The 12,165-nt window shown below is 67.2% G+C and carries 11 protein-coding genes; all 11 read right to left on the reverse strand.

Going from position 1 to position 12,165, the window contains the following annotated elements:
* Positions 1-96: 96 nt before the first annotated feature.
* The 11 genes from murD to FOA17_RS07430 all read right to left on the reverse strand — a co-directional run bounded on the left by murD (position 97) and on the right by FOA17_RS07430 (position 11,752).
* On the reverse strand, positions 97-1,497 hold the full coding sequence (gene murD / locus FOA17_RS07380) for a UDP-N-acetylmuramoyl-L-alanine--D-glutamate ligase (RefSeq protein WP_149140832.1): 1,401 nt from the start codon (positions 1,495-1,497) through the stop codon (positions 97-99).
* A gap of 90 nt (positions 1,498-1,587) precedes the next feature.
* A complete protein-coding gene (locus tag FOA17_RS07385; protein ID WP_149140833.1) occupies positions 1,588-2,637 on the reverse strand; it encodes a calcium-binding protein in 1,050 nt (349 codons plus the stop codon).
* 132 nt (positions 2,638-2,769) lie between these two features.
* Entirely contained in the window at positions 2,770-3,249 is a 480-nt protein-coding gene (locus tag FOA17_RS07390; RefSeq protein WP_149140834.1) for a hypothetical protein, read from the reverse strand.
* A 117-nt stretch (positions 3,250-3,366) separates the two neighbouring features.
* Positions 3,367-4,026, reverse strand: a complete 660-nt coding sequence (locus tag FOA17_RS07395) for a DUF2161 family putative PD-(D/E)XK-type phosphodiesterase (protein ID WP_149140835.1) — start codon at positions 4,024-4,026, stop codon at positions 3,367-3,369.
* Positions 4,027-5,109, reverse strand: a complete 1,083-nt coding sequence (mraY, locus tag FOA17_RS07400; protein WP_149140836.1) for a phospho-N-acetylmuramoyl-pentapeptide-transferase — start codon at positions 5,107-5,109, stop codon at positions 4,027-4,029.
* Positions 5,109-6,548, reverse strand: coding sequence for a UDP-N-acetylmuramoyl-tripeptide--D-alanyl-D-alanine ligase (locus FOA17_RS07405; RefSeq protein ID WP_149140837.1), 1,440 nt, complete (start codon positions 6,546-6,548; stop codon positions 5,109-5,111). Before FOA17_RS07405 ends, mraY begins: the two co-directional genes overlap by 1 nt.
* A gap of 1 nt (position 6,549) precedes the next feature.
* Positions 6,550-8,025, reverse strand: coding sequence for a UDP-N-acetylmuramoyl-L-alanyl-D-glutamate--2,6-diaminopimelate ligase (locus FOA17_RS07410; RefSeq protein WP_149140838.1), 1,476 nt, complete (start codon positions 8,023-8,025; stop codon positions 6,550-6,552).
* 33 nt (positions 8,026-8,058) lie between these two features.
* Complete coding sequence (locus tag FOA17_RS07415; RefSeq protein ID WP_238991760.1) at positions 8,059-9,897, reverse strand: peptidoglycan D,D-transpeptidase FtsI family protein; 1,839 nt, start codon at positions 9,895-9,897, stop codon at positions 8,059-8,061.
* Positions 9,894-10,247, reverse strand: a complete 354-nt coding sequence (gene ftsL / locus FOA17_RS07420; RefSeq protein WP_149140839.1) for a cell division protein FtsL — start codon at positions 10,245-10,247, stop codon at positions 9,894-9,896. The genes FOA17_RS07415 and ftsL overlap by 4 nt, the downstream gene beginning before the upstream one ends.
* Positions 10,247-11,227: a 16S rRNA (cytosine(1402)-N(4))-methyltransferase RsmH gene (gene rsmH / locus FOA17_RS07425; protein WP_149140840.1), complete on the reverse strand. Its 981-nt coding sequence runs from the start codon at positions 11,225-11,227 to the stop codon at positions 10,247-10,249. The genes ftsL and rsmH overlap by 1 nt, the downstream gene beginning before the upstream one ends.
* Before the next feature lie 3 nt (positions 11,228-11,230).
* Positions 11,231-11,752: a division/cell wall cluster transcriptional repressor MraZ gene (locus FOA17_RS07430; RefSeq protein ID WP_149140841.1), complete on the reverse strand. Its 522-nt coding sequence runs from the start codon at positions 11,750-11,752 to the stop codon at positions 11,231-11,233.
* Positions 11,753-12,165: the final 413 nt, after the last annotated feature.

Consider the following 12,165-nt stretch of genomic DNA (forward strand, 5'->3'; position numbering starts at 1 on the left):
CAGCGCGAAGTCAGGCGCCCACCCCCGGCCCTTGCGCGGCGGCGGGGGTGGATCTGAGTATTTGGACAAGGAGCAAGACCAGAGGCGCAGGCGCGGTCACGCCAGCAGGGCCTGCACCCGGGCGGTGAAATCCTCGCCGCGTTTTTCGAAATTCGGATATTGGTCGAAACTGGCGGCGGCGGGGGCCAGCAGGACGACCTCGCCCGGCGCGGCCTCTGCGGCGGCGCGGGCCACCGCGCGTTCCATCGTCTCGCAGATCTCATGCGGGGTATCGCCCAGTTGCAGCGCGAAATCGCGGGCGGAAAAGCCGATGAGATAGGCCTTCACCACCGCGCCCATATGCGGAGCCAGCGCGGCGATGCCGCCCTCCTTGCCCATGCCGCCGGCGATCCAGCGGATTTTCGGGAAGGCTTGCAATGCCTTGGCGGCGGCATCGACATTGGTGGCCTTGCTGTCATTGACAAAGCGCACGCCGCCCCTTTCACCGACCAGCTGGCTGCGATGCGGCAGACCGCCAAAGGAATGCAGCGCCGCCTCGATCTGCTTTGGCGCCAACCCGAGGCTGCGGCAGGCCGCATAGGCCGCGCAGGCGTTCTGGTGGTTATGGGCGCCGGGCAATCCGCCGATCTCGCGCAGGTCGATGCTGGCCATCTGCCGGCCCTTGCGCCATTCCGCCAGAAACCCCTTGCGGGCAAAGACCGACCAGCCGAAGCCATCGAGCTTTTGCCCCGAGGAGATGCGGATCACCCGGTCATCGCCCGGTCCCTGCCCCATCTGGTTGGCAAGATAGCGCCCTTCGACCTCGTCCACGCCGATCACGCAACGATCCGGCCCGCCCTCGGCAAAGAGCCGGCGCTTGGCCGCGAAATAGCCGCCCATGCCGCTGTGGCGATCCATGTGATCGGGCGAGAGATTGGTGAAGACCGCGACATCGGGGGTCAGCGCGCGGGCGAGATCGGTCTGGTAGCTGGAGAGTTCCAGCACCACCACCCCACCCTCGCCGGGCGGGTCGATATCCAGCACGCCGCGCCCGATATTGCCGGCCATCTGGCTGGGGCGGCCGGCCTCGGTCAGGATGTGCTGGATCAGCGCCGTGGTGGTGGATTTGCCGTTCGACCCGGTGATGCAGACCACGCGGGGGACGGTATCGAAATTGTCCCATTCCGGCGTGGCGAGGCTTTGGAAGAACAGGCCGATATCGTTATCGACCGGAATGCCGAGATCGAGCGCCCGGTCAATCACCCGGTTCGGCGCGGGGTAGAGATGCGGGATGCCGGGCGAGGTGACGAGGCAGGCCACATCGTCAAGCGCGCCATGTTTCAGCAGGTCGGTGCAGGCAAAGCCCTCGGTCTCGGCCCTCGTGCGGGCTTCGGCGCTGTCATCCCACAAGAGCGGCTCGGCCCCGCCCGCCAGCAGCGCCCGCGCCGTGGCAAGGCCCGACCGCCCCAGCCCCAGCACCGCCACCTTGCGCCCCGCATAGCCCCGAACCGCGATCATGCCTGCCCCCTGTCGAATGTCGGGGTCAGCCCCCGCGCCCCCCGGAATATTTGGAAAAAGCCGAAGGGGAAAGGGGCTGGTTATGGCGGGTCAGAAGATGAAATGCCTGGCAAGGTCTGCGGCGCGCAGATCGTCAAGCGTGACCCCGGCGAGGGTGATCACGCTTCCGGCGTGATCGTCGATGATCAGGCTACGCCCGGATTCGGTCAGGTGATCGGTGGTCAGGTCGCGCAGGCTGGTGATTTCGGTCAGCCCGGAAAGGTCGATCCGGTCGGTGCCGGGCGTGAAGCCGACGACGCGGTCGCGCCCGCCGCGATCGGTGAAGATCAGCCGATCGGCCCCTGCCCCACCGATGAGCGTGTCTGCCTCGCCGCCGCCTTGCAGCAGGTCATTGCCGCGAAAGCCGACAAGCCGGTCGGCGCCGGCGCCGCCGAGCAGCCTGTCCTGCCCCATCCCGCCATTGAGCGTGTCGGCGCCGCTGCCGCCCATCAGGCGATCATTGCCACCCTGGCCCAGGATCAGATCATCGCCACCGCGACCGCTGGCGCGGTCGGCACCGATCCCGAGCCGGATTTCCTCGGCGGCCTCGGTGCCGGTGACGCTGTCATCGCCGCGCCCCAGATCGACGCTGCGATCTGCGACCTCCTGCATGTTCAGAACATCGTTTTCAGTGATACCCACCGTTGCCAGCGCATCGGACAGCACGGCGACCGTGCCCTTGGCGAAGGGGCCACTCAGATCGGGCTTGATGGAGGTGATGCCCAGGCCCCGCAAATCCGACAGGCTGTTGACCCGGATATCGCGGCCCGAAAGCGCAAAGTTATGTTCCTGCTCGGGATCGCCGACCTGTCTGATGATCATCATCCCGGTCGATCCCGACTTCATTTGCAGGGTGCTGATGCCGATGCCGGCCAGCGCGGAAATCGGCGCATCGTTGAGCGTCATCAGGTAGCTTTCCCCTTGGGCCGTGGCCAGCACCACCCGGTCGCTGAATGTCTCAAGCGACAGATAGGGATATTCATTGAACACCATGCGATAGTCGTCGCTGGTCACGAATTGCAGCGTGCTGCCTCCCTCAACTACGATGTTGCCGCGATCGTCCTTGCCCAGGATGAATCCGCGCAATGTGTAGGTGGTCATGATCGTCCTCTGGCCCCGGGGGCGGGATATGCGGGTCGCCCTGTCCGGGCAGCACACGCACGGCGTGCATGTCAGCTTATGAAGATTTGCGCTGGCGGTGCAAGGTCATCCCCGACGTCATGGTGGCCAAGGTCAGAGCATGGAATGCAGCAGAATCGCCATCACCCCAAGGATCGGCGCATAGATCATCAGGGCGATGATGTTGCCGCTGAAGCGGCCATTGACCTCTGTCACCGCTTCGGGGTCCGCGGCGCCGGGGGGCAGGCCGCGCGCGCGGTTGATCTCTGCGGCCAGGGCGGCGAGTTCGGATTCCGTCAGGCGCGTATCCGGCAAGCCGACGATCTGCGCCTTGCCGCCGGACAACGGACGGAAGACAAGACAGTTCAATACGCGCTGACGGTGACTCCCGTATGATGTATAGGGCATGACCGGACCAAATTCCGCCAGACGATAGGATCTGCTTGAGAGCCCTATTAGCGCGACGAAAGAGATTTCGTTCTCATTCCAGGTCAGCCTGGGTCGCCGCTGGATGGCCGCGACCAACATCAACGCCGAGATGCACAGGGAGATCAGCGCGCCGCCGCGCCACATGATCACCTGCGGCGTGGTCATGCCCGCCCCGGACGCACGCAACAGCCAAAGACCAAGCCCCAGGGAGGTCAGCGCATCATGATCTGCGTCGCGCGGCGGGGCAGGATTTCATGCGTGACTATCGGGGCCCTTCACGGATTACAAGGCCGCAGCCGCGGGGTCGTCCAATGCGGCATGCCCCTTGGGTGTCAGGGTATAGATGCCCTTTTCCACCCTCTCGAACCAGCCGTAATGGTCGGCGCGCAGCATGACGGCGGCGCGGGTGACGCCGGTCGTCGCCGCCAGCACGCGCGGCGCGGCGGGGCCGGGTTGCAGCGCGCGGACAAGGCGCAGCGCATCCTGCCGATAGGCCGTCATGCGCGGCAAGCCGGTGGTTCCGCCGGTATTCGGGTCGCCCACACGACGCTGGAATTCGCGCAGCAAACGGCCGGCGCGGGCGCTTTGGCGGCGGGGCGCGTAGGGGCCGGGGTCGAGATGCGCCTCGACACTATCGCCCACCACCAGCAGCCCGAGACCCAGCCTGCGGCACAGCGCGAGCATATCCCGATAGCGGTTCGACCAGCCCCGCTTGCCCGGGGCGGGCACGGCGAGATAGACATTTTCAAACATCGTCTGCCGCTGGACCCCCTGCATCACCAGCGAGAGGGTGAAGCCGGTTTTCAGTTCCACGACAACCGGCGGGTCGTCGCCCCGCACGGCCATCACATCGCAGGCGCCGATCTCCGCCTTGACCTCATAGCCCTGCCCTTCAAGGAAGGCCTTGACCGGCGCATAGAGATCGGCCTCGCGCGCCGCCATTTACCGCACCTTGAGCGTGGCCAGACCGATCAGCGCGAGGATGAGCGAGATGATCCAGAAGCGGATCACGATCTGCGGCTCGGCCCAGCCCTTTTTCTCGAAATGGTGGTGGATCGGCGCCATGAGGAAGACGCGCCGCCCCGTGCGCTTGAAATAGGCGACCTGGATGATGACGCTCAGCGCCTCGACCACGAACAGGCCGCCGACGATGGCCAGCACGATCTCGTGCTTGGTGCAGACCGCGATGGCGCCAAGCGCCCCGCCAAGCGCGAGGCTGCCGGTATCGCCCATGAAGACCGCGGCGGGGGGCGCGTTATACCACAGAAAGCCCAGGCCCCCGCCGATCAGCGCGGCGGAAAAGACCAGCAATTCGCCGGTGCCGGGCACCGAATGCACGCCGAGATAATCGGCGAAATTGACGTTGCCGACGACATAGGCGATGGCGCCGAAAGTGCCGGCGGCGATCATCACCGGGCCGATGGCCAGACCGTCCAGCCCGTCGGTCAGGTTCACCGCATTGGCCGCCCCCACCACGACGATCATGCCGAAGGGCACGAAGAACCAGCCAAGATTGAGCAGCGCATCCTTGAACAGCGGCAGGGCAAGCTGGTTGGTCAGCGCCTCGGGGTGAAAGCGCGCGGCGGCATAGGCGGCCAGTGCCGCGATCATCAGGCCCAGAAGCATCCGCACCCGGCCCGACACGCCCTTGGTATTCTGTTTCGTGACCTTGGCATAGTCATCGGCAAAACCGATCAGGCCAAAGCCCAGCGTGACCAGCAGCACGATCCAGACATAGGGCGTATCCAGCCGCGCCCAGAGCAGGGTCGAGACGACCAGCGCCGACAGGATCAGCAGCCCCCCCATGGTCGGCGTCCCCGCCTTGGAGAAATGGCTGGCCGGGCCGTCATCGCGAATGGGCTGCCCCTTGCCCTGCTTGCGGCGCAAGAGGTTGATCAGCGGGCGCCCGAACAGGAAGCCGAAGATCAGCGCGGTAAAGAACGCGGCCCCCGCGCGGAAGGTGATGTAGCGGAACAGGTTGAACAGATCCCCGCCATCGGAGAACTGCGTCAGGATATACAGCATTACTCTGCCCCTTTGTCTTCTTGGGGGCGGCCCTGCCCCAGTTTGCGCAGGGCGTCAACCAGCAGGCTGACCTTGATGCCCTTGGACCCTTTCACAAGCACGATATCGCCGGCATCGACCAGCGCGCGCAGGCGCGGCAGCAGGTCGGCGGCCTGTTCCACCCATTCGCCGCGTTGCGCAGGCGGCAGCACCGCGTGCAGCGCCTTCATGCGCGGCCCGACGCAATGGACCAGCGTGACCGAGGCCAGCGCCGGATAGCCGGCGATCGCGGCATGCAGGGCCAGTTCGCTGTCGCCCAGTTCCAGCATGTCGCCCAGAATGGCGATGCGGCGGCCGCGCTTGATGCGGCCGATATTGTCCTGCGGTTGCAGGATCGACAGCACATCCAGACTGGCGGCCATCGAGGCCGGATTGGCGTTGAAGGCGTCGTCGATCAGGTCAAAGCCGGTCTCCTCGACCGGGTCGGTGATGATGCGTTCGCGCTGGCCCCGCCCGGCGGGCGGCACCCAGCGGCCCAGCCCCTGCGCCGACAGCGCGGGGTCCAGATGCAGCGCCTCGGCCACGGCCAGCACCGCCAGCGCGTTCACCGCAAAGTGGCGGCCCGGGGATTGCACGCGAAACAGGCGCGGGCCGGCGGGGGTTGCGGCCTGCACGGTGCTGGCCTCTTCGCCCCATTGCGCCTGGGCGATCTGCCAGTCGGCGCCGGTTTCGGCAAAGGTCACCGCGCGGATGCCGGTCTCGGCGGCGCGGGCGCGCAGGAGGGGCGAGACCTCCAGCCCCTCGGGCAGGATCGCGGTGCCGCCGGGGCGCAGCCCGTCCAGGATCGCGGCCTTTTCCCGGGCGATGCCCGCCAGGCTGTCAAAGGCAAAGAGATGCGCCGGGGCAACGGTGGTGATCACCGCCACATCCAGATCGGCCAGCCGCGCCAGCGGCGCGATTTCGCCGGGGTGGTTCATGCCGATCTCGATCACCGCGAAATCAGCCTCTGCCGGCATCCGTGCAAGCGTCAGCGGCACGCCCCAATGGTTGTTGTAGCTGGCCTCGGCGGCATGAACCCGGCCCTGCCCCGCCAGCATGGCGCGCAGCATTTCCTTGGTAGAGGTCTTGCCGACCGAGCCGGTCACCCCGATCACCCGCGCGCGGGTGCGGGCCCGGGCGGCACGGCCCAGATCCTCCAGCCCGCGCAGCACATCGGGCACCAGCAAGAGCGGTGCATCGGGTGCCACGCCTTCGGGAATGCGGCTGACCAGCGCGGCGGCGGCGCCCTTTTCCAGCGCCTGCGCCACGAAATCATGGCCGTCGCGCACATCCTTCAGCGCCACGAACAGATCGCCGGGCGCCAGGCTGCGGGTGTCGATCGACACGCCTTGCGCCTGCCATGCCACCGGGCAATGCCCCCCCGTCGCCGCGACAGCCTCGGCCGATGTCCACAGCGCCATGTCAGATCACCCCATCCAGTGCGGCCACGGCGATAGAGGCCTGCTCCACATCGTCAAAGGGGAAAATATCGCCCTTGATGACCTGGCCCGTCTCATGCCCCTTGCCGGCGACCAGCAGCGCGTCGCCCGGTTGCAGGGCATCGACCCCGCGCAGGATCGCCTCGGCGCGGTCGCCCACCTCATGCGCGTCGGGGCAGGCGGCCAGGATCTCGGCCCGGATCGCCGCCGGTTCCTCGCTGCGGGGGTTGTCGTCGGTGACGAAAACCACATCGGCATGCGCCGCCGCCGCCGCGCCCATCAGGGGCCGTTTGGTGCGGTCGCGGTCGCCACCGGCGCCAAAGACCACGATCAGCCGCCCCATCACATGCGGGCGCAAGGCCCGCAGCGCGGTTGCGATCGCATCGGGCGTATGGGCGTAATCGACAAAGACCGAGGCGCCATTGCCGCGCGTCGCCGCGAGCTGCATCCGCCCGCGCACGCCGGAAAGCTGCGGCAGGGCGTGGAACACATCGCCCGGCGCACTGCCTGCACCGATGGCCAGCCCGGCGGCCAGGGCCACATTCTCGGCCTGGAAACCGCCGATCAGATTGAGCCGCACCTGATGCGGCTGGCCCTGCCAAAGGTAACGCACATCCTGCCCCGCCGCGTCAAAGCGCTGCCCGGCGATGCACAGATCGCAGCCGGCATCATGGCCCACCGTGATCAGCCGCTGACCATGGTCGGCCGCCAGCCGCGCCATATCGGCGCCGCGCGGATCATCCATGTTGATCACCGCCGCCGCGTCGGGCGGCAGGACACGGGTGAACAGCCCCGCCTTGGCGGCGAAATAGGCGTCAAAGGTGCCGTGATAATCCAGATGATCCTGGGTGAAATTGGTAAATCCCCCGGCCCTGAGCCGCACCCCATCCAGCCGGTGCTGGTCAAGCCCGTGGCTTGACGCCTCCATCGCGGCATGGGTCACGCCCGCCGCGGCCGCCTCGGCCAACATGGCATGCAGGGTGATCGGGTCGGGCGTGGTATGCGACGAGGGCGCGGCCCAGGCGCCTTCAACACCGGTCGTGCCGATATTGATCGCGGCATGGCCAAGCGCCATCCAGATCTGGCGGGCAAAGGTCGCGACGCTGGTCTTGCCGTTGGTGCCGGTCACCGCGACCATGGTCGCGGGCTGCGCCCCGGCCCAGAGTGCCGCCGCCATGGCCAGCGCGGCGCGCGGCTCCTCGGCCACCACCAGCGCCACGCCTTCGGGCAGATCGCCCGCCAGCCGCGCGCCTTCGGCATCGGTCAGGATCGCGACCGCCCCCGCCGCGATCACCTGCGGCACAAAGGTCGCCCCATGCACCCGCACCCCCGGCATGGCGGCAAACAGAAAGCCGGGCCGCACCGCCCGGCTGTCCACCGCTAGACCGCGAATGCGCGCCTCGCGGCCCGATTTCGCGGTCAGCCCCAATTCGGCCAGCGTCGCCTCGCGTTGCGCCATCCTTGCCCCTTCCGCCCCGCACGGGGCGGCCCTTCAGTTGTTCTGCCGCACGGCTGTTACCGCATCTGCGGCGGGCAGTGCAATCTCGGGGCGCAGGCCCAGCAGCGGCGCCGCGCGGCGCACCACCTCGGCCGCGACCGGCACGGCGGTGTACCCGGCGGTGCGGCGCGGCTCGGGCCCCGACGTATCGACCGGCTCATCCAGCGTCACGATCAGCACATAGCGCGGGTCATCGGCGGGGAACATGCTGGCGAAGGTATTGATCACCTTGTCCTTGTAATAGCCGCCGCTGCGCTTGGGCTTGTCGGCGGTGCCGGTCTTGCCGGCAATCGCATAGCCCTCGACCTTGGCATAGGACGCGGTGCCGTGATCGACCACACCACGCAGCATCACCACCGCCTCGCGCGCCGCGCGTTCGGACAGAAGCCGCGTGCCCTCGGGCGGGGAGGCGCGTTTCAGCAGCGTCGGCTGCACGGCGATTCCCCCGTTGGCAATCGTCGCATAGGCCGCGGCCAGGTGCATCGGGCTCGCGCTCAGACCATGACCGTAAGAGGCGGTGATGGTCACGATATCGGGCCATTTCGCTGGGATCAGCGGCCGCGAGGACCGCGCCTCGACCATCTCGATCGGGGTCGGCTCGAAAAAGCCCAGCGATTTCAGGAAGGCCTGCTGCCGCAACCCGCCGATCATCAGCGCGATATGCGCCGTGCCCACGTTCGAGGATTTCGCGATGACATCCGACACCGACAGAAGCGGGCCGTAATTCTTGTTCTGGAATTCCTTGATCCTGTATTTGCCCCAGACCATCGGCGCATTGGCATCGACCATGCTCTGCGGGTTGACCAGCCCCAGTTCCATCGCCTGTGCGACGGCAAAGATCTTGAAGGTCGAGCCCAGTTCATAGACCCCCTGCACCGCGCGGTTGAACAGCGGGCTGTCGGCGGGGTCGCCTTTCACCAGCGGGTTGGGCCGGTCATTCGGGTCGAAATCGGGCAGCGATACCAGGCTGAGGATCTCGCCGGTGCGCACATCCATCAGGACCGCCGCCGCGCCCTTGGCATTCATCATCTTCATGCCGGTATCCAGCACTTCGGTGACGGTGGCCTGAAGCGTCAGATCGAGCGACAGCGCCAGCGGCTCGGCGCCCTGCGCCGGGTCGCGCAGCCGGGCATCCAAGAATTTCTCCAGCCCCGCCGTGCCGATCACCTCGGCGCTATGCACGCCCTCGGCCCCGAAGGACGCCCCGCCCAGCACATGCGCGGCCAGCCGGCCATTGGGGTAGAGCCGCATTTCGCGCGGGCCGAACAACAGTCCGGGATCGCCGATCTCATGCACCTTCTGCATCTGTTCGGGCGACAGTTTCTTCTTGATCCACAGGAAGCTGCGGCCATCGGTCAGGCGGCGCTTGAGGTCATCTTCCTTCAGGTCGGGAAAGATCACCGCCAGTTCGCGCGCCACGCGGGCGGGATCGACCATATCCTTGGGCTGTGCATAAAGCGCGTGGGTCACCAGATTGGTGGCCAGCACCCGGCCATTGCGGTCGGTGATGTCGGCGCGCTGCGCCAGGATCGCGGCGCCGGGCGCGGCCGAACGCGGCTCCATCGGCTCGGACGCGGCCAAGAGGCCCATGCGGGCGCCGATCACGGTGAAGGCGGCAAAGAAGGCCAGTCCCAGGAACAACAGCCGCCCCTCGGCCCGGCGGCGGGATTTCTCGCGCATCACCTCGTGCCGGGCGCGCAGGTTCTCGCGTTCGATACTGTCGGGGTTCTCGCCCGTCTCGCGCGCCCGCAGAATGCGCGCCAAAGGCCGCAGCGGGGTGCGCGCGGCCGGTTCCTCGATCAGGTCATCATCCGGGATCAGGTCGGCGGTCACGGGTTTTGCTCCTCCTGATTGGAGACATCAACCACGCCGTCGGGCGTGGGCAGGGCGATCTCGGGCACCGGATAGGCGATGAGATTGGTCTGGCCGAACTGCTCCGGCTCCAGCGGCAAGAGGCCCAGCCGGTCGAAATTGATGGTCGAAAGCTCGCGCAGGCGGTCGGGGCGGTTCAGATAGGCCCATTCCGCCCGCTGGATCGACAGCGCCTCGCGCAGGTCGGCAATATCGCTGTTCAGCCGCGACACGTCTTTCAGCGCCTGCTGCGTGGCGTAGTTTTCCTTGTAGGCCCAGAAGCCCAGGCCGATCACGGCGGCGAAGGTCAGCAGATAGACAAGCGCGCGCATCAGCGGCGTCCTCCCTTGCGGCGGATCATCGGCACGTCAAGCGCCGCGAGATCAAGCGGATGGGCCGGCGCCGCGCTGCGTTGCCCCACCCGCAGCCGGGCCGACCGCGCGCGCGGGTTTTGCGCCAGTTCCTCGTCATCCGGCCCGACGGCGCGGCGCGTCACCAGCGTGAAGCTGGGCACCGGCCCGGCGGCCGAGGGCGCATAGCGATTGCCCTGCGATTCCGTGCTGCGGGTCTGGAAAAAGCGTTTGACGATGCGGTCTTCCAGGCTGTGAAAGGTCACGACGGCCAGTTTGCCGCCCGGTTTCAACGCGCGTTCCGCCGCTGCCAGCCCCTCGGCCAGCGCGTCGAATTCGGCATTCACCGCGATGCGGATCGCCTGAAAGCTGCGGGTCGCGGGGTGGCTTTGCCCGGGTTTCGGGCGCGGCAGGCAGCGCGCGACGATCTCGGCCAGACGCAGGGTGGTGGTGATCGGCGCCGCCTTGCGCGCCTCGACAATGGCGCGGGCGATGCGGCGCGAGGCGCGCTCCTCGCCATAAAGATACAGGATATCGGCCAGTTCGGCCTCGTCCGTCTCGTTCACCAGATCGGCGGCCGAGGGGCCGGACTGGCTCATCCGCATGTCCAGCGGGCCGTCCTTCTGGAAGGAAAAGCCGCGATCGGCCTGATCGAGCTGCATGGAAGACACGCCCAGATCCAGCACGATCCCGTCCAGATCCTGTGCGTAATCATCGAGATGCCGGAAATTGCCGGCCACCAGGCGCAGCCGGTCGCCATGTTCGCCTGCCCAGCCGGCCGCCATTTCCAGCGCGAGGGGATCCTGATCCACCCCGATCACCAGATCGGCGCCCGCCGCCAGCAGGCCGCGCGCATAGCCCCCTGCCCCGAAGGTGCCATCGAGCCAGCGGCCCGAGACCGGCGCACAGGCCGCCAGAAGGGGCCGCAAAAGCACCGGGATATGCGGTGCGCGTTCCTCCACGGCTCAGCCCTCCGGGTCGGTGGGCAGAAGCGACAGCAGGTCGGCGCCATCCTCGAGGAAATCGAAATCCGCGTCGGCCTCGGTGGCCAGCGTCGCCTCATAGGCGTCGCGGCGCCAGATCTGAAAGGTGTCGAGCGTGCCGGCAAAGGTCGCCTCGGCGCCGTCCTTCAGCGCATCGGCATCCAGCCCCAGCTTTTCGCGCGCCTTGGGCGGCATCACGATGCGCCCGTCATCATCGACCTCGACAAGCTGCGACAGGGTGATGAAGTTGCGCTCCAGCGCCTTGCGCTGCGGGGTGCCGGGCGGCATGCGGCGGATCTTCGCCTCCAGCAGCTTCATCTGCGCGATGGTGTAGCATTCGACAAAATCGCTGCCCGGGCGGCCATAGATCAGCACGAATTTCGGGCGGCTGCCGTCAAAGGCGGGATCGCCGGCTTCCAGGACGCGCCGAAAAGGCGCCGGGATCGAGACCCGCGCCTTCCCGTCAACCTTCTGGTTGAACTCGCCTCTGAACGCCTCTGACACGGTCTGTCCCTGATCCCGGTCTAGTGTTGTCGCTTGTCACGGCCCCCGCGCCCTGACACGATTCGTCTTCTGTCCGGCCAGAATGAAAACGGCGGACCGAGCGGCTGCCACTGCTCGATCCGCCGACTGTCCCATCGCTGGGCCGGCCCGGCTGCGCGTGCCACCTGGGGGAGATGTCTGCTCGCCCGCGCGCCGGTCTTTCTTGGGATGCTGGAGGGGCCTGTATGAAACCTGCTTTTCGCCTGTGGGGTCTTGCTGCCCCTGTTTTCACTTTCCCGCCGTCATCCGGTAAGACAGGGATGCCATGGGAAATCATGGGAGGCAACGGTTTTCTTTGGGTCAAACAGGGCAAATCTTGTTCTGGAACCCCCAGCCTTACAGCATCTGGTGGGCAGGACAGGGCAGAAGTCGCA

Origin of the sequence: Gemmobacter caeruleus, assembly GCF_008271655.1 — a bacterium.
Taxonomy (GTDB): Bacteria; Pseudomonadota; Alphaproteobacteria; order Rhodobacterales; family Rhodobacteraceae; genus Gemmobacter; species Gemmobacter caeruleus.

Excerpts from the sequence above, each read along its gene's own strand:
- murD (WP_149140832.1), bottom strand. The coding sequence starts at position 1,497 with ATGATCGCGGTTCGGGGCTATGCGGGGCGCAAGGTGGCGGTGCTGGGG.
- FOA17_RS07385 (WP_149140833.1), bottom strand. The coding sequence starts at position 2,637 with ATGACCACCTACACATTGCGCGGATTCATCCTGGGCAAGGACGATCGC.
- FOA17_RS07390 (WP_149140834.1), bottom strand. The coding sequence starts at position 3,249 with ATGACCACGCCGCAGGTGATCATGTGGCGCGGCGGCGCGCTGATCTCC.
- FOA17_RS07395 (WP_149140835.1), bottom strand. The coding sequence starts at position 4,026 with ATGGCGGCGCGCGAGGCCGATCTCTATGCGCCGGTCAAGGCCTTCCTT.
- mraY (WP_149140836.1), bottom strand. The coding sequence starts at position 5,109 with ATGCTGTATATCCTGACGCAGTTCTCCGATGGCGGGGATCTGTTCAAC.
- FOA17_RS07405 (WP_149140837.1), bottom strand. The coding sequence starts at position 6,548 with ATGGCGCTGTGGACATCGGCCGAGGCTGTCGCGGCGACGGGGGGGCAT.
- FOA17_RS07410 (WP_149140838.1), bottom strand. The coding sequence starts at position 8,025 with ATGGCGCAACGCGAGGCGACGCTGGCCGAATTGGGGCTGACCGCGAAA.
- ftsL (WP_149140839.1), bottom strand. The coding sequence starts at position 10,247 with ATGCGCGCGCTTGTCTATCTGCTGACCTTCGCCGCCGTGATCGGCCTG.